The following is a 19976-nucleotide window of genomic DNA, read 5'->3' as shown; positions in this document are numbered from 1 at the left end:
CGATACCGCAATCGTTTGCTTTTGATCGCCGCTGAAAACACGACCTTTTGCATCAACAATTTCGCGCTTTGTTTCAAATGATGTAACGCGGTGCGTGCGCCGTCTGCTATCGTTGCGCCGACGTTATCCCGCCTCCTCCCGTCCATGCGTTTCGACGATTCCGACATCGCCGCCGTCTACCGCGCCATTTTCGAACGGCGCGACATGCGCCACTTCACGCCGGCACCCGTCGATCCCGCCGTGCTCGCGCGCCTGCTGCGCGCGGCGCATCACGCACCGAGCGTCGGCTTCATGCAGCCGTGGCGCTTCATCCGCATCACCGATCCGGCGCTGCGCACCGCGATCCATGCGCTGGTCGAGGCCGAGCGCCGTGCGACCGCCGACGCGCTCGGCGAGCGCCAGGACGAATTCATGCGGCTGAAGGTCGAAGGCGTGCGCGAATGCGGCGAGCTGCTGGTCGTCGCGCTCGCCGACGGCCGCGAGCGCCACGTGTTCGGCCGTCGCACGCTGCCGGAGATGGATCTCGCGTCCGCGGCTTGCGCGATCCAGAACATGTGGCTCGCGGCCCGCGCCGAAGGGCTCGGGATGGGCTGGGTTTCGCTGTTCGACGTCGATGCGCTGCGCACGCTGCTGCGGATGCCCGACGGCGCCAAGCCGATCGCGGTGCTGTGCGTCGGACACGTCGACGCGTTCTATGCGAAGCCGATGCTCGAGCAGGAGCGTTGGGCCGCGCGGATGCCGATCGAGGCGTGCCTGTTCGAAAACGGCTGGGACGATCCGGCCGCGATCGATGCCGCAAGGTCGCCTTCGTCACCTGCGGACAGGGCGGATGCGGCAACGGAAACGGGCACCGACCTGGCAAGCGCATCGACCGAAAGCGTCGACGGCTCCCGCGAACGCATCGCCTGACGAGCCTCCCGCCGTCATCGTTCCGCCCCCGCCATTCCCCCGCCGCAAAGCCCGCCGAATCCCACACTGTGAGCGCGACGCGGGCAATCCCGTCGCTCGCCGGCAACAACCGTTTTGGCCCCAAGCATAGGGGTTTTCACTGAAGTAGAATCGCGGCTGTCGTTCGCCTTACCGCCCGCCCGTCCCGCGCATCCTGCGCCAGCCCGAGCGGCGGCTTTTCCCGAGCCCACCGCGATGCCCTTACCTCTTTTCGCCCTCGCCGTCGCCGCATTTGGAATCGGTACCACCGAGTTCGTGATCATGGGGCTGCTGCCCAATGTCGCGCGCGATCTCGGCGTGTCGATCCCGGCCGCCGGCATGCTCGTGTCGGGCTATGCGCTCGGCGTGACGATCGGTGCGCCGATCCTCGCGATCGTCACCGCGAAGATGCCGCGCAAGCGTGCGCTGATGGGCCTGATCGGGCTGTTCATCGCGGGCAACCTGTTCTGCGCGACCGCCCCGGGCTATGCGGTGCTGATGGCCGCGCGCGTCGTCACCGCGTTCTGCCACGGCGCGTTCTTCGGGATCGGCTCGGTGGTCGCGAGCAACCTCGTCGCGCCGAACCGTCGCGCGCAGGCGATCGCGCTGATGTTCACCGGCCTCACGCTCGCGAACGTGCTCGGTGTGCCGCTCGGCACCGCGCTCGGCCAGGCATACGGCTGGCGCGCGACGTTCTGGGCCGTCACCGGCATCGGCATTGCCGCGGCCGCCGCGCTTGCCGTCTGCCTGCCGAAGCATCTCGCGATGCCCGACACCAGCATCACGCGCGAATTCAGCGTGCTGAAGCATCCACAGGTGCTGATGGTGCTCGGCATCAGCGTGCTCGCCTCGGCCAGCCTGTTCAGCGTGTTCACGTACATCACGCCGATCCTCGAGGACGTGACGGGCTTCTCGCCGCGCCAGGTCACTTACGTGCTGCTGCTGTTCGGCCTCGGGCTGACGGTGGGCGGCACGCTCGGCGGCAAGCTCGCCGACTGGCGCCGGATGCCGTCGCTGATCGCGACGCTCGCGCTGATCGGCGTGGTCCTCGCGCTGTTCGCGGGCACGATGCACCTGCCGTTCGCCGCACTCGCGACGATCTTCGTGTGGGGCATCCTCGCGTTCGCGATCGTGCCGCCACTGCAGATCCTGATCGTCGACCGCGCCAGCGACGCGCCGAACCTCGCGTCGACGCTGAACCAGGGCGCGTTCAACCTCGGCAACGCGACCGGCGCATGGCTCGGCGGGATGGCGATCGGCTCCGGCGTGTCGCTCGTGAACCTGCCGTGGGTCGGCGTCGCGATGGCCGTCGCGGCGCTCGCGCTCACGCTATGGTCGGCGTCGCTCGAACGTCGACCGGTGGCCGTACCGACCGAGTATGTATGACGCAACCCTGCTGAAATCGTTGCGAGCACAACTCCACTCAAAGCTGATGGCCTTCATGGACCTTTCAAGGTCCGCGGTGTAGCATCCCCGCCGATGAAAGCCATTCTTAATCGCGATTTCCTCGCACTCATCCTGAGCGTCGCGGTCGTCGGTCTCGGCACCGGCGCCACGCTGCCGCTCACCGCACTCGCACTGACCGAAGCCGGGCACGGCACCAACGTCGTCGGCATGCTGACGGCCGCGCAGGCCCTCGGCGGCCTCGCGATCGTCCCGTTCGTCACCGCGCTCGCGCGGCATATCGGCTCGCGCCGCGCGATCGTCGTGTCGGTCGTGCTGCTCGCGGCGGCCACCGCGCTGATGCAGTTCACGTCGAACCTGATCCTGTGGGGCGCGCTGCGCGTGCTGTGCGGCGCCGCGCTGATGCTGCTGTTCACGATCGGCGAGGCATGGGTCAACCAGCTCGCCGACGATTCGACGCGCGGCCGCGTCGTCGCGATCTACGCGACCAATTTCACGCTGTTCCAGATGGCGGGCCCCGTGCTCGTGAGCCAGATCGCGGGCGCGACGAGCATCCGCTTCGCGCTGTGCGGCGCGCTGTTCCTGCTCGCGCTGCCGACGCTTGCGACGATCCGGCGCGCGCCGCTCGCCGGCGACGACGCGCATCACGAAGCGCACGGCCGCTGGCTCGACATCCTGCCGCGCATGCCCGCGCTGATCATCGGCACCGGCTTCTTCGCGCTGTTCGATACGCTCGCGCTGTCGCTGCTGCCGCTCTATGCGATGGATCACGGCGTCGCGAGCGCCACCGCCGTGCTGCTCGCGTCGATCATGCTGTTCGGCGATACCGCGATGCAGTTCCCGATCGGCTGGCTCGCGGACAAGCTCGGCCGCGAACGCGTGCACCTCGGCGCAGGCTGGATCGTGCTCGCCGGCCTGCCGCTGCTGCCGTTCGTGATCGCCAATCCGTGGCTGTGCTGGCCGTTGCTGTTCGTGCTCGGCGCGGCAGCCGGCAGCATCTACACGCTGTCGCTCGTCGCGTGCGGCGAACGCTTCCGCGGTGCGGCGCTCGTCACCGCGAGTTCGCTCGTGTCGGCGTCGTGGAGCGCCGCGAGCTTCGGCGGCCCGCTGGTCGCCGGCGCGTTGATGGAACAACTGGGCAGCCACGCGCTGGTCGGCGTGCTGGTCGTCTGCGTCGCGGCGTTCGTCGCGGCCGCGCTGTGGGAGCGCCGCGTCGCGCTGCAGCGCGCGGTTTGATGCAGATTGGCGTTGGCGTTGGCGTTGGCGTTGGCGTTGGCGTTGGCGTTGGCGTTGGCGTTGGCGTTGGCGTTGGCGCGCAGCATCATGCCCCGATACGCGTCAGCCCGCTCGCGTCCCTCCCGCGGTAAACGAAAACGGCCCGCGCAACGCGGGCCATCCTGTCCTTCCGGACTACGCGCGATCGACACGTGACCTACGCGTAACGTTTCGCGCTGCGATCCGTCACGCGCTATGCGCCGGCAAAATCTTCCCCGCACACGTGCCGAAGCCGACCCGATAACCGTCGCCCTGGCACCACCCGGCGAGCGTCAGCTCGTCGCCGTCCTCGATGAACGTGCGGCTGCCGCCACCGTTCAGCGCGACCGGCTCCTTGCCGTTCCACGTCAGTTCGAGCAGGCTGCCGAACGAATCCTTCGTCGGCCCGCTGATCGTGCCCGAACCCATCAGGTCACCCACGCGCGTGTTGCAGCCGGCAACCGTGTGATGCGCGAGCTGCTGCGCCATCGTCCAGTACATGTGCTTGAAGTTCGTGCGGCTGATCGACGTGGCTTCGGCCGCCCCTTCCGCGCGCAGCGTCACTTCCAGCGCGATGTCGAACCCATGCTTGCCCGCGTGCTGCAGATACGCGAGCGGCTGCGGCGACTGCTCCGGCTGCGCGACGCGGAACGGTTCGAGCGCGTCGAGCGTGACGATCCACGGCGAGATCGTCGTCGCGAAGCCCTTCGAATTGAACGGCCCGAGCGGCACGTATTCCCACTGCTGGATGTCGCGCGCGCTCCAGTCGTTCAGCAGCACCATCCCGAAGATATGCGCTTGCGCGTCCTCGCACGCGATCGGCTCGCCGAGCGCGTTGCCCTTCCCGACGATGAAACCCGTCTCCAGCTCGATGTCGAGCTTGCGGCACGCACCGAACACCGGGCGATCCTGGTCGGGCAACTTCAGTTGCCCGTTCGGGCGCCGCACCGGCGTGCCGCTCACGACCACCGACGACGCGCGGCCGTTGTAGCCGATCGGCATCTCCGACCAGTTCGGCAGCAGCGCATTCTTCGGATCACGGAACATCGAGCCGACGTTGGTCGCGTGCTCCTTCGACGAATAGAAATCGGTATAGCCGGGAATGTCGACCGGCAGATGCAGCGTCGCGTCGCGCTGCGCGACGAGCACCTGTGCGCGCAGCGCCGTATCGTCGCGCAACCGCGCGTTGTCGCGCGAGAACAGGTCGGACAGCTGCACGCGCACGCTACGCCATGCGTCGCGGCCGAGCGCGATGAATGCATTGAGCGCCGGCGCGGCGAACACGTCGGCGCCGGCCGGCAGCGTCACGAGGCCCGCACGCGCGAGCGCAGCGAGATCGACGATCTGATCGCCGAGCGCCACACCCGCACGGCGCGACGCTTGCTTCGCATCGCTGAAGATCCCGAACGGCAGGTTCTGGATCGGGAAATCGCAGGCGGCGTCGTTCGCCGTCTCGACCCAGCTCTTGCGGGCCGGGTCGAGCGTCGCGCGCCAGTCTTGGGTATCGCTCATTTTTGCTCCGGATTGAAATGTTTCTTGATGCCTTGCCAGCATTCGAAGTAGTCGGCCTGCAGCTGCGCGGTGTCGAGCGCGTAGCGCGTCGGCCGGATCAGCGTGCGGGTTTCGAACATGAACGCCATCGTCGCGTCGACCTTGTGCGGCTTCGTCGTGTCGCTCGCGGACGCCTTCTCGAACGTATCCGCGTCGGGCCCGTGGCCCGACATGCAGTTGTGCAGGCTCGCGCCGCCCGGCACGAAACCTTCGGCCTTCGCGTCATAAGCGCCGTGCACGAGCCCCATGAACTCGCTCGCGACGTTGCGGTGGAACCAGGGCGGGCGGAACGTATCCTCGGCCGCGAGCCAGCGCGGCGGGAAGATCACGAAGTCGATCGTGTCGACGCCCGGCGTGTCGCTCTGCGACTGCAGCACCAGGAAGATCGACGGATCGGGATGGTCGTAGCTGATCGAGCCGATCGTGTTGAACAGGCGCAGGTCGTACTTGTAGGGCGCGTAGTTGCCGTGCCACGCGACGACGTCGAGCGGCGAATGGCCGATGTCCGCGCGCCACAGCCGGCCGTTCAGCTTCGCGATCAGCTCGAACGCGCCTTCGCGGTCTTCGTAAGCGGCGTGCGGCGTCAGGAAGTCGCGCGGGTTCGCGAGACCGTTCGAACCGATCGGGCCGAGATCCGGCAGGCGCAGCTGGGCGCCGAAGTTCTCGCAGATATAGCCGCGCGCATCGCCGTCCGGCAGCGTGACGGCAAAACGCACGCCGCGCGGGATCACCGCGATCTCGAACGGTTCGACGTCGACCCGGCCGAATTCGGTCGCGATGAACAAGCGCCCCTGCTGCGGCACGATCAGCAGTTCGCCGTCCGCGCTGTAGAAGAAGCGGTCCTGCATCGAGCGGTTCGCCGCGTACAGGTGGATCGCGCAGCCGTTCATCGCGGCGGCCGAACCGTTGCCGGCCATCGTCACGAGCCCGTCGACGAAATCGGTCGGCTCGACCGGCATCGGCAGCGGATCCCAGCGCAGCTGGTTCGGCGGTGTCGGCGGCACGTCGGCCGAATCAGCGAATTCCGACACGAGCCGCTGCGGGCCCGCATACGGCTCGAACGGCCGGTGCACGGCCGCCGGGCGGATGCGGTACAGCCACGAGCGGCGGTTGTGGCCGCGCGGCGCGGTGAACGCCGTGCCCGACAGCTGCTCCGCATACAGCCCGTACGGCGCGCGCTGCGGCGAGTTGCGGCCATGCGGCAGCGCGCCGGGCAATGCCTCGGTCGCGAATTCGTTCGCGAAACCGCTCTGGTAGCCGGCGGTTGCCGGTTTCGACAGGTCAAGCGTCATCGTTTCCTTTCTCCCTCAATTCATCGCGGCGTTCGGCGCCTGCGCACCGCTTCGCCGCGTCACACCGGCAAGCCCCAGGACGAACAGCGCCGAGCACAGCACCGGCACCGCGGCCGCATGGAACAGCGCACCGTTCGACCAGTTGAGCGCAATCAGTTGTCCGCCGACGAGCGGCCCGAGCACCGAGCCGATCCGGCCGATGCCGAGGCTCCAACCGATGCCCGTCGAGCGCAGCGACGTCGGGTAATACTGGCCCGCGAGCGCGTTCACGGCCGGCTGCCCGCCGACCACGCAGAACCCGCCCGCGAACACCACCACCAGCAGCCACGGCAGCGCATGCGCGACCGAGCCGATCAGTCCCACCGACACGGCCGCGCACGCGAAGCAGGCGAACAGCACGCGCACGAAGCCGTAGCGTTCGATGAACCAGCCGAGCGACAGCGTGCCGATCACGCCGCCCGTCTGCAGCACCGTGCCGACGATCACGGCCGTGCCCGGCGAATAGCCCGCGTCGCGCATCACGGTCGGCAGCCAGTTCGACAGGAAGTACAGATCGATCAGGTTCATGAAGCTGATCGCCCACAGCAGCAGCGTGACCGGAAGGCGGCCGTGGCTGAACAGCTCGGCGACCGGCGCGCCGGTCGCGGCGCGCTCGCGCACGACGATCCGCGTGTTCGCATCGATGCCGGCCTGCGGCGCGAAACGCGCGAGCCACGCGCATGCCTGCGCGACGTGCCCTTTCAGCACCAGGAACTGCAGCGACTCCGGCAGCCGCGCGACCATCGCGATCGTCAGCACGAGCGGCACCGCGCCGCCGACGAAGAACACCGACCGCCAGCCGAGCGCCGGAATCAGCGCGGCGCTGATGAAGCCGCCGATCGCCGCGCCGAGCGTGAAGCCGCACGACACGATCATCATCCGCTTCACGCGATGCGCGGCCGGGCTGAACTCGCCGACCAGCGCCATCGCGTTCGGCATGATGCAGCCGAGGCCGAGGCCCGTGACGAAGCGCAGCGCCATCAGCACCGGGATCGAACCTGCGAACGGCGTCGCGAGCATCGTCACCGCGAAGAACAGCGTCGAGCCGATCAGCACCGGGCGCCGCCCGATCCGGTCGGCCAGCACCGACAGCCCGAGCGCGCCGAGCAGCATCCCGAACAGGCTCGCGCTGAACACGGGCCCCAGCGCCTGCTTCGGCACGCCCCATTCGGCGATCACGCTCGGTGCGACGTAGCCCATCGCCTGCGCATCGAACCCGTCGATCACGAGGCACAGCCCGCACAACACGAGCAGCATCCAGTGGAAGCCCGGGCGATGGGTCTCGTCGATCACGCGCTCGACTTCGAGCACGCGCGCGTCGGCCGGCGCCGCGCTCATTGCGTCACCTCGGCAGCCGGATGCACGGGCGGCGTCACGCCCTGGCGCGCGAGCGCCATCGCTTCGCGCAGCACGTCGGCGTCGCCGATCTGGTTCGCGAGCAGCAGGATCAACTTCGCGTTGACGAGCTGGCTGTCGGCGTCGGACAGGTCGCGATGCATGTCGATCAGCGCTTCGTAGAACGCGTCCGGATCAGCCAGGCGCGGGCGGGTGTCGAGTGGGGGCATGACGGAGTCTCCGGTGTCTTTATCGTTTTCAGCGTGCGCAGGTCGCGCGCGCCAGTGCGTCGGCCAGCGACTGACGGTCGAGCGTGCGCGTGCGCGCGCACACGTGCTGGTCGGGACGCAGCAGGTAGAACGTGCCGGGCTTCGCGTCGTAGCGTTGCGCGGCGAAGCCGTCGACGTCCTCCACGACGACGACACCCGCGACCGCTTGTGCGTGCCCGGCCGGCACGACGAGCACGGGCCGCACCGGCAGCGCGAGGCCGTCGAGCGCATGCGCAAGCGCGGCCGCATCGCCCGGCAACCCGAACAGCATGCCAGTGAAGCCGCTGCCCAGATGCTGCAGCAGCCAGCCCGACGCGCCTTGCGTACGCACCGGCGCATCGGCCGCCGCCGCGCCAGGCCGCATTGCGCCCGCGAAGGCGTCGCCGTTGCGGTCCGGCGTGTTCAGCGGCGAATCGGCGAGCACCGCCGGCACCGACAGGCGGCCGCTGTTCACGAGCTTGCGCGCGAATTCGCAGTCGCGTGCAAGCTTCAGCGTCGCGTCGCGGAACACGCGCGACACCGGGCTCTTCGGCGTGATGAAGTCGGTCGAGCGCGTCGAGTTGCGGATGTTCTCGTCGGCTGCGAATTCACGCTCGCTCGCATACGTGTCGAGCAGGCTGTCGGCCGACCGGCCGTCGAGCACGAGCTTCAGTTTCCACGCGAGGTTGTCGGCATCCTGCACGCCGCTGTTCGCGCCGCGCGCGCCGAACGGCGACACGCCGTGCGCGGAATCGCCCGCGAACAGCACACGGCCGTGCCGGAACGTGTCCATCCGCTGGCAGCGGAACGTATAGACGCTCACCCATTCGAGCTCGAACTCGACGTCCGGCCCGAGCAGTGCACGCACGCGCGGGATCACGCGCTCCGGCTGCTTCTCGGCGACCGGGTCGGCATCCCAGCCCAGCTGGAAGTCGATGCGCCATACGTTGTCGGGCTGGCGATGCAGCAGCACCGACTGATTCGGGTGAAACGGCGGGTCGAACCAGAACCAGCGCTCGGTCGGAAACTCGGCCTTCATCTTCACGTCGGCGATCAGGAAACGGTCCTTGAACGTGCGGCCGTGGCTTTCGAGGCCCATCATCGTGCGGATCGGGCTGCGCGAGCCGTCGGCCGCGATCACGTACTGCGCGCGCAGCGTCGTGACGCCCTCCGGCGTTTCGATCGTCAGCACCGCGTGTTCGGCCGACTGGTCGATGCCCGTGACCTTGTGCTTCCAGCGGATGTCGATGTTCGGCAGCGCGAACGCGCGGTCGGCCAGGTAGCCTTCGACGTAGTACTGCTGCAGGTTGATGAACGCGGGGCGCGCATGCCCTTCCTCGGGCAGCAGGTCGAACGCGTACAGCTGCTCGTCCTGCAGGAACACCTTGCCGACGTGCCAGCTCACGCCCTTGTCGACGAAGCGCTCGCCGCAGCCGAGCCGGTCGAAGATCTCGAGCGTGCGCTTCGCGAAGCAGATCGCGCGCGAGCCGGTCGACAGCGTGTCGTCGTCGTCGAGCAGCACGACGCTCACGCCCTGCTGCGCGAGGTCGATCGCGGCCGCGAGGCCCACCGGGCCCGCGCCGACGACGATCACCGGGTGAACGGTCGTGTCCTGCGCACGCGGGCGGTAGTCGAACTTCAGCGTCTGGTAATCGATGCTCATGGTCGCCATCCGCTCCTCAACCCTGCCGGGCGCGGGCCGGCACGCCCGTCATCCCGCCCGTCGCCTGCCGGCGCGCCGCGCCGCTCTCCCGCGTGCCATTCCTGTCAACCGCCACGTCTCGCTCCTTGCTTCCTGTTGATTCGTGAACGGCGCCGTTTCGCGGCGCCCGCATGCCGCATTTCTTGATCGGCGACAAATCCTGGATTTACGAATAGTAAAACCAATTACGAATAGTGAAATCAACGTAAACCCTAGGCGAAGCGTCGACGACGGGATAACCATATGAACGAAACGCCGAGCCGAGCTTGGCCGGCGCTGCTAATATCAAGCTACGAGGCGGCCCGTTCGGCCGCCGTTTTTCCTTCTTACGCCGATGATTCCGCCCACCATTCCCGAGCTGGTCGCCCGTGCCGGGCAACTGCCGTATCTGCGGGATCACCTCGCGCTCGCCGATGGCGGCACCGCAAGCGCGAACCTGCCCGAGCGCACGCTCGGCAGCGCCTACGAACCGATCTACGACGTGACGATGCCGGGCGCACCGCAATCGACGTCGTTCGCCGACGCGATCGAGCGCTACGGCGACGAGCTCGGCTTCCAGGCCGTGACGGTCGTCACGGGCGCGCCGCACGATCCGGTCGACTCGGCCGTCGACGACCAGACGCTCGTCGCGATCGACCGCCTGTCGCGCGCGCTGCACGCGATCAATTTCTTTGGCGCGCAGCGCCATGGGCTGCTGTTCCTGCGCGTGCACGAACGGCTGCTGAAAAGCGTGAAGTACGACCACGGCAAGCACTTCTCGTCGGTGCTGCAGCGCTTCGGGCTGCCGGCCGAGCGGATCGTGATCGAGCTACCGGCGGTCGCGGTCGCGCACAAGACCTTCCTCGGCTACCTGACGCGCAGCTATCAGCATCACGGCTTCAAGGTCGCCGACAAGCTGCCGGACCCGGGCCGCATCCTCGCGGTCGAATCGGAGATGGCGCGCCCGGACTACATCAAGATGGATGCGGGCATCGCGTTGCGCGACGGAATGGTCAAGGCGCTCGTCGCCTATGCGCAGCGCGTGCGGATTCCGCTGATCTTCGACGGTGTCGTCGACGAAACGCAGTGCGAGCTGCTGCGCCAGTACGACGTCCGGTTCATGCAGGGGCCCGTGTTTGCGAAGGTCGTGACGGCCTGAGCCTCGGTGGATGAGGGGGTTCGCACACGCGGGGCGTCGCGTGCCGACAGTGGAATGCAGGTGATGTAACGTGGGGATCGGGCCGCCTGGCTCGCCCCGTCGTCCAAGGTTCGGCGGGCGGTTGCCGGCCTCGTGGAAAGACCGGCTTAGCGGGAACGCGCGCGCCTCGTTGCCGGCACGGTCGATGGCGGCGGTGACCTACCGCTTACGCCCTTCCACCGTCATCGTACTTGGGCAGATCGTCGTCGATCTCGATGCCCGGGAAGCGATCCCCATACCAGACATGCCAGGCCGGACGTAGCCGCGACGGCTCGTCGAGCGTCGCGTAATTGATCTCGACCGTCCTGGGTGCATCACTGAGCCGGTAGTCGAGCTGCGCGCCGCAACGGCCGCAAAAGCGCCGCTCGCCCCACGCGCTCGACGCATATACGGTCGGCTCGCCTTGCAGGTATTCGAACGCGTCGATCGGCACCGATGCCGACGCGACCACCGCCGCGCCGGTCGTGCGCTGACAGAGCCGGCAGTGGCAAAAACCGGCGTCGGCCGGAACACGGGTGATCCGGTACCGGATCGCGCCACATGCGCATCCGCCTTCCATCGATTCTGCGTGAGACATGGCAAACCTCTTCGTCGGTGAGCTGGCGAACGATCATGCGCGCGGTTCGTTCGTGGCACAACCGGCGGCGGTGTCACGCCCGGGCGCTGCCGACCGTACCGGCGACGGCACCCCACCGCGCGCGCCCGTCGCTCAGGCCGTCTGCCCGAGCCGCTGCGCGAGCGCCTTCAACTTCGGCCCGACCTGCGTACGGAACACGTCCTCGTCCATCGACGATGCAGGGCCGCTGCAGCTCAGGATCAGCCAGCGCCCCTCGCGCGGTTCGCGAAACGGGACGGCCGCCGCGTTGACGTCCATGTGCCACGCCCGGAACGAATAGCAGCAGCCCCCCGCCGAGAACTCGGCCACCGCCTGCTGCGCGGCGGCGACGAGCGCATCGGCGTCGGCCCCGCCGCCGGCCGCACGATGCAGCTCCGCATAAAGCGCGCGGCGCACGTCTTCCGGCTGCACGGCCAGGTACGCGCGCCCCATCGAGCTCGTCAGCATCGACAGCCGCGAACCGGGCGCAAGCCCGAGCGTCAGCGCCGTCTCGCTGCGGATCGTCTCCAGGTAGATCATGTCGAGCCCGTCGCGGCAGCCAAGCGACACGGCCGCGCCGATGTCGCGCGCGAGCGCCTGCATGTGCGGCCGCGCGAGGTCGATCGTGCCCGAGCCCGACAGCAGCGCGTAGCCGAGCGACAGCACGCCGGCGTCGAGCGCATACTTTCCGAGCGTCTCGTCGTAACGCAGGTAGCCGAGCACGGTCAGCGTGTAAGCGAGCCGGTTCACCGTCGCCTTCGGCAGCCCCGTGCGCTCCGCGAAGTCGCGGTTGCCGAGCATCGTCTCCCCGGGCCGGAATGCGCGCAGCAGGTCGAGCCCGCGCGCGAGCGCGACGACGAACTTGCGTTCGTCGATCGTGGTTTCGTCGATGGTTGAAAGTGTCATCTGGTGCTACACTGGGTTCGATTTGCAAAACATTGTTCCGCACAGCGGAACTTCCGTCAAGCAAACTCTCAGGTAACAAACCCGGCTGAATCAGGGACCGACCGTACAGCGTGGGATCCGGGGAAGCGCTGAAGTGCCAACCCGGGTCGACCGCAAAGCATGGGACCCGGGGAAGCGCTGAAGTGCCAACTCGGGTCGACCGCAAAGCATGGGACCCGGGGAAGCGCTGAAGCGCTAACTCGGGTCGACCGCAAAGCATGGGACCCGAGTAAGCGCTAAAGCACTAACTCGGGTCGACCGCAAAGCATGGGACCCGAGTAAGCGCTAAAGCACTAACTCGGGTCGACAGGAGATGAGACGATGAGTGCTGCAACTTTTCATTGGGACGACCCGCTGCTGCTCGACCAGCAACTGACCGAAGAAGAGCGGATGGTGCGTGACGCCGCGCAAGCGTACGCGCAGGACAAGCTCGCACCGCGCGTCACCGAAGCGTTCCGCCACGAACGCACCGACGCCGAAATCTTCCGCGAAATGGGCGAAGTAGGCCTGCTCGGCCCGACGATTCCCGAGGAATACGGCGGCCCCGGCCTCAATTACGTGAGCTACGGCCTGATCGCCCGCGAAGTCGAGCGCGTCGACTCGGGCTACCGGTCGATGATGTCCGTGCAATCGTCGCTCGTGATGGTCCCGATCCACGAATTCGGCTCCGACGCGCAGAAGCAGAAATACCTGCCGAAACTCGCCACCGGCAAATGGATCGGCTGCTTCGGGCTGACCGAGCCGAACCACGGCTCCGATCCGGGCAGCATGGTCACCCGCGCGAAGAAAGTGCCCGGCGGCTACTCGCTGTCCGGCGCGAAGATGTGGATCACGAACTCCCCGATCGCCGACGTGTTCGTCGTGTGGGCGAAGCTCGAAGAGAACGGCAAGGACGCGATCCGCGGTTTCATCCTCGAGAAAGGCTGGAAAGGCCTGTCGGCGCCCGCGATCCACGGCAAGGTCGGGCTGCGCGCGTCGATCACCGGCGAGATCGTCCTCGACGAGGTGTTCGTGCCGGAAGAGAACCTGATGCCGAACGTGAGCGGCCTGCGCGGCCCGTTCACGTGCCTGAACTCGGCGCGCTACGGGATCGCATGGGGCGCGCTCGGCGCCGCCGAGTCCTGCTGGCACACCGCGCGCCAGTACGTGCTCGACCGCCAGCAGTTCGGCCGGCCGCTCGCCGCGAACCAGCTGATCCAGAAGAAGCTCGCCGACATGCAGACCGAAATCACGCTCGGCCTGCAAGGCGTGCTGCGCCTCGGCCGGATGAAGGACGAAGGCACGGCGGCCGTCGAGATCACGTCGATCATGAAGCGCAACTCGTGCGGCAAGGCGCTCGACATCGCACGACTCGCGCGCGACATGCTCGGCGGCAACGGTATCTCCGACGAATTCGGCGTCGCGCGCCACCTCGTGAACCTCGAAGTGGTCAACACGTACGAAGGCACGCACGACATCCACGCACTGATCCTCGGCCGCGCGCAAACGGGCATCCAGGCATTCTTCTGATCGTCCGGATGCGGCGAGCGCGGCAACCGCGCCGCGCCGTGCTCGCGCAAAAGACACGGCCCGCCCGGCAGTCATGCCGGACGGGCCGTTTTTCATCGGATCCGCGCACCGTGCCGCCGGCCCGGTAGCGCGTTCCTCTGCAGCCGATGCTTACTTGTTCGGCTGGGGCGTGAGGCGCAGATACGGACGCACCGCGTTGAAGCCCTTCGGGAAGCGCTTCTTCAGCTCTTCCGGATCCTGCAGCGACGGGACGATCACGACGTCGTCGCCGTCCTTCCAGTTGCCGGGCGTCGCGACCTTGTAGTTGTCGGTCAGCTGCAGCGAGTCGATCACGCGCAGCACTTCGTCGAAGTTGCGCCCCGTGCTGGCCGGGTACGTGATGGTGAGCCGCACCTTCTTGTTCGGGTCGATCACGAACAGCGAACGCACCGTCAGCGTTTCGTTCGCGTTCGGGTGGATCATGTCGTACAGCTGCGAAACCTTGCGGTCCGCATCGGCGATGATCGGGAAGCCGACGACCGTCGACTGCGTGTCGTTGATGTCGTTGATCCAGCCCTTGTGCGACTCGACACCGTCGACCGACAGCGCGATCACTTTTACATTGCGTTTCTCGAATTCGCCCTTCAGCTTCGAGGTCAGCCCGAGTTCGGTCGTGCACACCGGCGTGTAGTCGGCCGGATGGGAGAACAGGACGCCCCAGCTGTTGCCGAGCCATTCGTGAAACTTGATCGGGCCCAGGCTCGATTCCTGCTCGAAATCCGGTGCGATGTCGCCAAGACGCAGACTCATGATGTTCCCTCCTCGAACGATGCTGGTTGAAACCGCGCCCGGATCGGCGCGGGAAAGTCTGTCAGCTTACGGGAAGCAATGGGGCGTGCGAACGATTATTCCGTTTGATATTCATACTTTTTTGTCATTTTTGCCTGGTGCCGGTGCCGGACAGGCGGCCGCAGGGAAACTTTTCACCTCGTTTGCCGCTCTGTTCATGATTACAAGTCGTTTACCATGCGGTCTTGCACTGCCGTTGTGTGTCTTCCCGGCTCGCCAGCAGGCAGGCGTTTCGCTACGATGTGAACCTGCAGCATGACAGCACGAAGGGAGTTGCAATGTCGGAAATCAACAAGGAGAAACTGATGTCGGATATCAAAACCGTTCTCTCGGACGCCGAAGACCTGCTCAAGCAAGCTGCGAGCAGCACGGGCGACCGTGCGGCCGAGCTGCGCGAGAAAGCCATGTCGCGCCTCAAGCAGGCCAAGGAAAAGGCGGCCGACGTCCAGGTCGTGGTGGTCGAGAAGGGCAAGAAGGCCGCACGCGCGACCGACGACTACGTGCACGAGCATCCGTGGACGTCGATCGGCGTCGCCGCCGGCGTTGGCGTGCTGATCGGCCTGCTGATCAACCGCAAGTAACGCGCTCTGCGCTGTTTCGTCCCGTGGGCCGCGTTGTGCGGCTTGCGGGCGTCGAGGCCAGCCGGCGGTTTCCGCCTGCCGGCTTTGTCCTGGCTGCACACTGCACGCGCACGCACCTTACCCATGACGACAGACACCCCCTCGCAGCCGTCCGGCCAAGGACCGCTGCGCCGCCTCGTCGGCTCCGCGATCGGCCTTCTGCAAACGCGCCTCGAACTGGTGGGCATCGAGCTTGCCGAGGAGAAGGAGCGCCTGATGGGCGTGCTGTTCCTCGGGCTCGCCGCGATGATGCTCGCCACGATGGCGCTCATCAGCCTGACCGTGCTCATCGCGATCGCGTTCTGGGATACCTACCGATGGCAGTCGCTCGCGGCGATCACCGCGCTGTATGCCGCAAGCGGGATCGCATGCGCATTGAAGGCCCGCTCGGGCCTGCGCGACGCGCCGACCGTATTCGAGGCGACGCTCGCCGAACTCGAGAAAGACCGCGAACTGTTCCGCGGCAAGCCGTGAACGCAATCGCGCTCACCCCTCCCACCTACTTCGCCGACGCGCCATGAGCCAGAACGTCACGGGCAATCCACCCCGCTCCCATTCGTCGCGATCGAACTGGAGCGCGTCGCAGCATCGCGCGCTCCGCAAGGAACTGCTGATCCTGCGATCCGAAGTCGAGCGGCTCGAACTCGCGGAAGCCGCCGGCGACATGCGCCGCGCGGTGACGCGCTTCAGCTGGCTCAAGGTGTTCATCCCCGGCCTGTCCAGCAACAAGTTCAGCCAGTCTGCCAAGAACCTGAACGCGAACCTCGGACAGCTCGTCAACCAGTATCCGATGCTGAGCTCGCTCGCATCGCTCGTGCTCGCCAAACCCGTTCGCTCGCTGCTGCGCGCGAGTGCGGGCCCCGCGCTGAAGTGGGGCACCCTCGGTTTCGCTGCATGGGAGGTCTACCGGATCTGGAAGCAGTCCCGCGACGAGCGTGGTCTCGACACGCACGACGACTGACCGTCGTCGGCATCCCGCGCGCACGGCCAAGCGCAGTGGCGCGCCTTGCCGCACTCAACGCACGCCCCAGCACGCCGCGATCTGTCCGTCGGCGCCGCCACTTCGCACATTGCCTTTCGTCCCGTCCGAACGCAGCGTGAATGCACCGCACGCGTCGTCGTGCATCGGGCCCGTGTCGAGCGGGATGGCCTCCAGGTCATAGCTCACCGGCGAATCGTCGCGGTCCGGCCGCCTGATCGCTAGTCGATAGACTGCGCGCCCGTCCGGCGGCGCTTGCGTGAGCGCCATCGGCAATGCCGATGGCGGCACACCGTCCAGTGTTTCGAGATATTGGGCCGCGCGGTACAACGCGGCGACCGCCGACGCGCGATGAACTCGCACGACATGCTCGCGATACGACGGGACGCCCCATCCGGCCAACACTGCAACGATCGCGAGCACGATCATCAGTTCGATCAGCGTGAATCCCGCCGAGCGGTACACGGACGCGCGACCATTCATCGAAGTACCGTCGCGACGCGACGCCAGTGCAGGGCGACGATGTGTCCATCACGGATCGCGACCTGGTGCTGCAGCCAGACTGCGCTCGATGCATGCGCACCGACGCCACGCGCGGTGACGACGTAAGCGCGGCCGCCGGCCGGCCCCGCCCCGCGCCACGCTTCGATCAGGCATCGCGGCGGTTGAACGGTCATCGGCCATCCGGCGAACGGCGCGAACGCTTCGGCGGCCACCAGCGCCGGCATGCGCCGCCACGCGTCGGGCTCCTCGTGCGACTCGCCTGCGCTCACGTACGGCGCCGCGCCACGGCGCAATCGCGCGGTGCACGCTGCCAGCGCGGCATCGGCTGCGTGGAATGCGACCAGCCGATCGGATAATGCGCGCGTGCGGCGCGATTCCGTCAGTGCTGCTTCGAACCACGTGCCGGTCAGCGCCGCCACCGCCGCGCCAACCGCGATCACCGCAGGCAATGCGAGGCCCGCGTCGCGACGCCACTCGCGGCTGGCTGACCGCAAATGTCTGTACGGCGCTTGCTGGCTCGCTGTTTGGACTTTCGCACCTGCAGCCTGCCGCGGACCGTCACAGCGTGTATCGATTCGCTCATGCATGTTGCGTGTCGCAACGCACCGCGACCTCTTGCGCGCATATTGCCTCGCTCCGTTCATCGCGGTACCTCGCGTTCATCCGTGGCATCACGCGACGTATCGTCGAATGTGCGCGCGGCATTGCGCAACGCGACGATGCGATCGAGCGTCAGACGCACGCGGCCGTCTTGCGCAACGACCGTGCGGCCGTCGCAGTCGACGTGCCGCACCGGCTCGCCCGTCGGTTCGCCGCGCGCCCGCACGCAGACATGCACGGCCACGACATCGCGCCAGTCGTCGCCGTGCAATGCGTCGGCCTCGACGAACTGCGTGCCGCCGCGGCGAAGATAGCGCACCCGTAACTGATCGATTCCCGACACGACCGGCTGCGGCGTGCCCGGACGGCCGCTTCCTTCGCAATACAGTTCAGGCTCGCCCGTCGACGGACTGGTGTGCACATCGAAGCGGTTCTCCACCGGCGCACGTTCGCCGGACACGCCGACACCCTGCCCGAGGCAATCCGACACCTGGCCGCTCACGGTGAGCCACGTCGACACGGCATCGCCGACATAGCGGATCAGCAACGCGTCCGACGCACCGCGCACGGGCTCGCACCGTACCTGCGCGCCCGCTCCCCTCACGCGCGCCATCGAACAGCCGAACACGGGCGGCAACGACGTGACACCTTCCAAATCGAGCGGCCGAAATCCGGCCATCTGGATCTGCTGGCCGATCAGCATCAGTGCGGCGCCAGCCGCATCGCGCATCCGGAATCCGTCGTCCGCGCGCCGCTGTGCGACGCGCTGCGCGTGGTACAGCGCACCGGCCGCCGCGAGCACGAGCAGACCGACGGTCATCGCAATCAACACTTCAAGCAACGTATGTGCACGCATGCGGCGATCAGCGTTCATCGGATTCCGCCTCCCGATACGGAATCCGGACGCACGACGGCGGCTGCGCCGAGCTTCCCGCCGCTTCGCATCGCGGCCCGGTGGCCGCATTGCCACCGCGCCAGCCGACAACCGTGTAGCGAACGCCGTCCGGCCCATCACCGCGCGTCATCGCGCCGCCGGGCAGCGACGCCGTGGCCCACGCCGCGAGGTCATCACCGGCCTCCGCAGCAACGTGCAAGCGCTCGATACGTGCATCGGCCAGCCACAGCGCGCGTTCACGCCAGATCGTCGCGCGCTGCGCACGCGCCATCGCAAGCTGGCTGCCCGCTACAGCCAGCATAACGGTCGCGAGCAGCGCGATGGCCAGCATCGCTTCGATCAGCGACGTGCCGCGCATGGCGTTGCGCAGGACGCTCACGCCGCGCCGCAACGGCCGGCGACAACCCGGGCCCGCCCGCCTGCCGCGATCCGCACGCAACGCGATGCATGCGCATCGTCCGCACCCGGCACGTCGCGTCGCGGACGCAATTCGAAGCGCCGGATACCACCGATTGCCTGACCGACCGGCGGTGCGAACGCGAGATCGTGCGCGGCACCCGCGACGGCCACTTCGGCATCGCGCGGATAGCGCCGCAGCACGCGCGACTGCCCGTCGACCTGCCCGCTGACGATCCAGTCACACGACCATTCAGCCGGATCACACCGTTCACCCGCACGCAGACAGGTGCCGGCGCTACCCGCCCGGCACAGCGTGACGCGCACGCCGAGACGCGTCGCCTCGGTACGTGCAAACGACAGCGCGCCGAGCAACGCGCGCGAGCGTGCATCCACGCGTTCGCGCATGCGCCACTGGTCGAACGCAGGCGCAGCATAAAGCGCGAGCCCGGCCGCCAGCGAGATGGCAACCATCAGTTCGACGAGCGTGAATCCGCCCGCACGTCGCAATACATTTTTCAGGGGTTGAGCGTGCAGTCCCATCGCAGTCGTCCTTCACCAAGATGATGCGACGACTGTAGCGACACGTGCGGACACGCACCATTTGCCGAATGGCTGACTGGCGGCATGCGATCGCGACCGACACAATCGGCGTGAACTGACCCAACGGAGAAGACGATGAACGAACGCAGCGCGTCAGCGCTTACGGGGAGTCTTGGCGGGAGAGGCGCGACGGAACTCTTCGATCACGTCGGCAAATTCGGAAACGTCCTCGAACCGGCGATACACCGATGCGAAGCGGACATAAGCGATCGTATCGAGCCCGCGCAACTCGTTCATCACGAGTTCGCCGAGTTTCTCGCTACGCACTTCGCGCTCGCCTGTCGCGAGCAGTTGATATTCGATGCGGGCGACCGCCGCGTCGATCGCGTCGGCAGCGACCGGCCGCTTGCGCAGCGCGAGTTGCATGCTGGCGACGAGCTTGCGACGGTCGAATTCCGTGCGGCTGCCGTCCTTCTTCACGACGAACGGCAGGGACAGCTCGACCCGCTCGTACGTCGTGAAGCGCTTGTCGCAAGCCGAGCAGCGACGGCGCCGCCGGATCGCGGCGCCATCTTCGGACACGCGGGAATCCACGACCTGCGTGTCGTCATGCCGGCAGAACGGGCAGCGCAT

Annotated in this window: 23 protein-coding genes; 9 read left to right on the top strand and 14 right to left on the bottom strand. The window is 67.4% G+C overall.

The genetic code is table 11. The features are described from left to right. The first annotated feature begins 144 nt into the window (after positions 1 to 144). The 3 genes from bluB to LGM56_RS10345 all read left to right on the top strand — a co-directional run bounded on the left by bluB (position 145) and on the right by LGM56_RS10345 (position 3567). On the top strand, positions 145 to 909 hold the full coding sequence (gene bluB / locus LGM56_RS10355; RefSeq protein WP_226204456.1) for a 5,6-dimethylbenzimidazole synthase: 765 nt from the start codon (positions 145 to 147) through the stop codon (positions 907 to 909). A gap of 234 nt (positions 910 to 1143) precedes the next feature. Continuing rightward, complete coding sequence (locus LGM56_RS10350) at positions 1144 to 2313, top strand: MFS transporter (RefSeq protein ID WP_226204454.1); 1170 nt, start codon at positions 1144 to 1146, stop codon at positions 2311 to 2313. Positions 2314 to 2406: 93 nt separating this feature from the next. Continuing rightward, positions 2407 to 3567 carry an MFS transporter gene (locus LGM56_RS10345; RefSeq protein ID WP_089455672.1) on the top strand — a complete coding sequence of 387 codons (1161 nt, stop codon included), beginning with the start codon at positions 2407 to 2409 and terminating at the stop codon, positions 3565 to 3567. A 225-nt stretch (positions 3568 to 3792) separates the two neighbouring features. Here the strand turns inward: LGM56_RS10345 and fahA are convergent, their stop codons facing one another. The 5 genes from fahA to LGM56_RS10320 are packed head-to-tail and all read right to left on the bottom strand — an operon-like array spanning position 3793 to position 9722. After that, complete coding sequence (fahA, locus tag LGM56_RS10340; RefSeq protein ID WP_226204452.1) at positions 3793 to 5097, bottom strand: fumarylacetoacetase; 1305 nt, start codon at positions 5095 to 5097, stop codon at positions 3793 to 3795. Continuing rightward, positions 5094 to 6428 carry a homogentisate 1,2-dioxygenase gene (gene hmgA, locus LGM56_RS10335; RefSeq protein ID WP_226204450.1) on the bottom strand — a complete coding sequence of 445 codons (1335 nt, stop codon included), beginning with the start codon at positions 6426 to 6428 and terminating at the stop codon, positions 5094 to 5096. The genes fahA and hmgA overlap by 4 nt, the downstream gene beginning before the upstream one ends. A gap of 15 nt (positions 6429 to 6443) precedes the next feature. Beyond that, positions 6444 to 7805 (bottom strand): MFS transporter, encoded by a 1362-nt coding sequence (locus tag LGM56_RS10330; RefSeq protein WP_226204448.1) that lies wholly within the window; start codon positions 7803 to 7805, stop codon positions 6444 to 6446. After that, positions 7802 to 8032, bottom strand: a complete 231-nt coding sequence (locus tag LGM56_RS10325) for a DUF2783 domain-containing protein (RefSeq protein ID WP_069247256.1) — start codon at positions 8030 to 8032, stop codon at positions 7802 to 7804. The genes LGM56_RS10330 and LGM56_RS10325 overlap by 4 nt, the downstream gene beginning before the upstream one ends. 28 nt (positions 8033 to 8060) lie before the next feature. Beyond that, a complete protein-coding gene (locus tag LGM56_RS10320; RefSeq protein WP_226204446.1) occupies positions 8061 to 9722 on the bottom strand; it encodes an FAD-dependent oxidoreductase in 1662 nt (553 codons plus the stop codon). Positions 9723 to 10086: 364 nt separating this feature from the next. Here LGM56_RS10320 and LGM56_RS10315 point away from each other — a divergent pair, with 364 nt between their 5' ends. Continuing rightward, on the top strand, positions 10087 to 10890 hold the full coding sequence (locus LGM56_RS10315) for an EAL domain-containing protein (protein WP_089424610.1): 804 nt from the start codon (positions 10087 to 10089) through the stop codon (positions 10888 to 10890). Between the two features lie 205 nt (positions 10891 to 11095). On the opposite strand, the gene LGM56_RS10310 is transcribed toward LGM56_RS10315, so the two are convergent. Continuing rightward, positions 11096 to 11506: a GFA family protein gene (locus LGM56_RS10310; RefSeq protein ID WP_089494175.1), complete on the bottom strand. Its 411-nt coding sequence runs from the start codon at positions 11504 to 11506 to the stop codon at positions 11096 to 11098. Positions 11507 to 11638: 132 nt separating this feature from the next. Then, positions 11639 to 12430, bottom strand: coding sequence for an IclR family transcriptional regulator (locus tag LGM56_RS10305; protein ID WP_089494174.1), 792 nt, complete (start codon positions 12428 to 12430; stop codon positions 11639 to 11641). 360 nt (positions 12431 to 12790) lie between these two features. On the opposite strand from LGM56_RS10305, the gene LGM56_RS10300 reads away from it, so the two are divergent. Continuing rightward, positions 12791 to 13978: an acyl-CoA dehydrogenase gene (locus tag LGM56_RS10300; RefSeq protein ID WP_226204444.1), complete on the top strand. Its 1188-nt coding sequence runs from the start codon at positions 12791 to 12793 to the stop codon at positions 13976 to 13978. A gap of 150 nt (positions 13979 to 14128) precedes the next feature. Here LGM56_RS10300 and LGM56_RS10295 read toward each other — a convergent pair whose 3' ends face one another. After that, positions 14129 to 14767 (bottom strand): peroxiredoxin, encoded by a 639-nt coding sequence (locus LGM56_RS10295; protein ID WP_069247250.1) that lies wholly within the window; start codon positions 14765 to 14767, stop codon positions 14129 to 14131. On the opposite strand from LGM56_RS10295, the gene LGM56_RS10290 reads away from it, so the two are divergent. From LGM56_RS10290 to LGM56_RS10275, 4 genes are all read left to right on the top strand, one after another. After that, positions 14766 to 15065, top strand: a complete 300-nt coding sequence (locus tag LGM56_RS10290) for a hypothetical protein (RefSeq protein WP_226204761.1) — start codon at positions 14766 to 14768, stop codon at positions 15063 to 15065. The genes LGM56_RS10295 and LGM56_RS10290 overlap by 2 nt on opposite strands. A 19-nt stretch (positions 15066 to 15084) precedes the next feature. Further along, positions 15085 to 15387 (top strand): DUF883 family protein, encoded by a 303-nt coding sequence (locus LGM56_RS10285; RefSeq protein ID WP_006494044.1) that lies wholly within the window; start codon positions 15085 to 15087, stop codon positions 15385 to 15387. Positions 15388 to 15510: 123 nt separating this feature from the next. After that, a complete protein-coding gene (locus tag LGM56_RS10280; RefSeq protein ID WP_089494173.1) occupies positions 15511 to 15900 on the top strand; it encodes a phage holin family protein in 390 nt (129 codons plus the stop codon). Between the two features lie 43 nt (positions 15901 to 15943). Continuing rightward, complete coding sequence (locus tag LGM56_RS10275; protein WP_089494172.1) at positions 15944 to 16387, top strand: DUF3318 domain-containing protein; 444 nt, start codon at positions 15944 to 15946, stop codon at positions 16385 to 16387. A 54-nt stretch (positions 16388 to 16441) separates the two neighbouring features. Here the strand turns inward: LGM56_RS10275 and LGM56_RS10270 are convergent, their stop codons facing one another. The 6 genes from LGM56_RS10270 to nrdR all read right to left on the bottom strand — a co-directional run bounded on the left by LGM56_RS10270 (position 16442) and on the right by nrdR (position 19976). Next, on the bottom strand, positions 16442 to 16888 hold the full coding sequence (locus LGM56_RS10270; protein ID WP_089494171.1) for a type IV pilin protein: 447 nt from the start codon (positions 16886 to 16888) through the stop codon (positions 16442 to 16444). Continuing rightward, on the bottom strand, positions 16885 to 17346 hold the full coding sequence (locus LGM56_RS10265; protein ID WP_226204758.1) for a pilus assembly protein: 462 nt from the start codon (positions 17344 to 17346) through the stop codon (positions 16885 to 16887). Before LGM56_RS10265 ends, LGM56_RS10270 begins: the two co-directional genes overlap by 4 nt. Before the next feature lie 203 nt (positions 17347 to 17549). Next, the gene (locus tag LGM56_RS10260) at positions 17550 to 18383 is read right to left on the bottom strand and encodes a PilW family protein (protein ID WP_226204441.1); all 834 of its coding nucleotides are present in this window, start codon (positions 18381 to 18383) and stop codon (positions 17550 to 17552) included. Next, positions 18373 to 18783, bottom strand: coding sequence for a type IV pilus modification PilV family protein (locus LGM56_RS10255; RefSeq protein WP_413226770.1), 411 nt, complete (start codon positions 18781 to 18783; stop codon positions 18373 to 18375). The genes LGM56_RS10260 and LGM56_RS10255 overlap by 11 nt, the downstream gene beginning before the upstream one ends. Next, a complete protein-coding gene (locus LGM56_RS10250; protein ID WP_226204439.1) occupies positions 18780 to 19343 on the bottom strand; it encodes a GspH/FimT family pseudopilin in 564 nt (187 codons plus the stop codon). The genes LGM56_RS10255 and LGM56_RS10250 overlap by 4 nt, the downstream gene beginning before the upstream one ends. 153 nt (positions 19344 to 19496) lie before the next feature. Next, positions 19497 to 19976: a transcriptional regulator NrdR gene (gene nrdR / locus LGM56_RS10245; protein WP_089424602.1), complete on the bottom strand. Its 480-nt coding sequence runs from the start codon at positions 19974 to 19976 to the stop codon at positions 19497 to 19499.

It is taken from the genome of Burkholderia sp. AU38729, from assembly GCF_020419725.1.
Lineage (GTDB): Bacteria > Pseudomonadota > Gammaproteobacteria > Burkholderiales > Burkholderiaceae > Burkholderia.
Note: the sequence above shows the minus strand (reverse complement) of the source record. Positions and strands in the feature narration are given on the sequence as shown.

What these genes read in the sequence shown, in the direction of transcription:
- bluB (WP_226204456.1), top strand. Translation starts at nt 145, where the DNA reads ATGCGTTTCGACGATTCCGACATCGCCGCCGTCTACCGCGCCATTTTC.
- LGM56_RS10350 (WP_226204454.1), top strand. Translation starts at nt 1,144, where the DNA reads ATGCCCTTACCTCTTTTCGCCCTCGCCGTCGCCGCATTTGGAATCGGT.
- LGM56_RS10345 (WP_089455672.1), top strand. Translation starts at nt 2,407, where the DNA reads ATGAAAGCCATTCTTAATCGCGATTTCCTCGCACTCATCCTGAGCGTC.
- fahA (WP_226204452.1), bottom strand. Translation starts at nt 5,097, where the DNA reads ATGAGCGATACCCAAGACTGGCGCGCGACGCTCGACCCGGCCCGCAAG.
- hmgA (WP_226204450.1), bottom strand. Translation starts at nt 6,428, where the DNA reads ATGACGCTTGACCTGTCGAAACCGGCAACCGCCGGCTACCAGAGCGGT.
- LGM56_RS10330 (WP_226204448.1), bottom strand. Translation starts at nt 7,805, where the DNA reads ATGAGCGCGGCGCCGGCCGACGCGCGCGTGCTCGAAGTCGAGCGCGTG.
- LGM56_RS10325 (WP_069247256.1), bottom strand. Translation starts at nt 8,032, where the DNA reads ATGCCCCCACTCGACACCCGCCCGCGCCTGGCTGATCCGGACGCGTTC.
- LGM56_RS10320 (WP_226204446.1), bottom strand. Translation starts at nt 9,722, where the DNA reads ATGGCGACCATGAGCATCGATTACCAGACGCTGAAGTTCGACTACCGC.
- LGM56_RS10315 (WP_089424610.1), top strand. Translation starts at nt 10,087, where the DNA reads ATGATTCCGCCCACCATTCCCGAGCTGGTCGCCCGTGCCGGGCAACTG.
- LGM56_RS10310 (WP_089494175.1), bottom strand. Translation starts at nt 11,506, where the DNA reads ATGTCTCACGCAGAATCGATGGAAGGCGGATGCGCATGTGGCGCGATC.
- LGM56_RS10305 (WP_089494174.1), bottom strand. Translation starts at nt 12,430, where the DNA reads ATGACACTTTCAACCATCGACGAAACCACGATCGACGAACGCAAGTTC.
- LGM56_RS10300 (WP_226204444.1), top strand. Translation starts at nt 12,791, where the DNA reads ATGAGTGCTGCAACTTTTCATTGGGACGACCCGCTGCTGCTCGACCAG.
- LGM56_RS10290 (WP_226204761.1), top strand. Translation starts at nt 14,766, where the DNA reads ATGATGTTCCCTCCTCGAACGATGCTGGTTGAAACCGCGCCCGGATCG.
- LGM56_RS10295 (WP_069247250.1), bottom strand. Translation starts at nt 14,767, where the DNA reads ATGAGTCTGCGTCTTGGCGACATCGCACCGGATTTCGAGCAGGAATCG.
- LGM56_RS10285 (WP_006494044.1), top strand. Translation starts at nt 15,085, where the DNA reads ATGTCGGAAATCAACAAGGAGAAACTGATGTCGGATATCAAAACCGTT.
- LGM56_RS10280 (WP_089494173.1), top strand. Translation starts at nt 15,511, where the DNA reads ATGACGACAGACACCCCCTCGCAGCCGTCCGGCCAAGGACCGCTGCGC.
- LGM56_RS10275 (WP_089494172.1), top strand. Translation starts at nt 15,944, where the DNA reads ATGAGCCAGAACGTCACGGGCAATCCACCCCGCTCCCATTCGTCGCGA.
- LGM56_RS10270 (WP_089494171.1), bottom strand. Translation starts at nt 16,888, where the DNA reads ATGAATGGTCGCGCGTCCGTGTACCGCTCGGCGGGATTCACGCTGATC.
- LGM56_RS10260 (WP_226204441.1), bottom strand. Translation starts at nt 18,383, where the DNA reads ATGAACGCTGATCGCCGCATGCGTGCACATACGTTGCTTGAAGTGTTG.
- LGM56_RS10250 (WP_226204439.1), bottom strand. Translation starts at nt 19,343, where the DNA reads ATGGGACTGCACGCTCAACCCCTGAAAAATGTATTGCGACGTGCGGGC.
- nrdR (WP_089424602.1), bottom strand. Translation starts at nt 19,976, where the DNA reads ATGCGCTGCCCGTTCTGCCGGCATGACGACACGCAGGTCGTGGATTCC.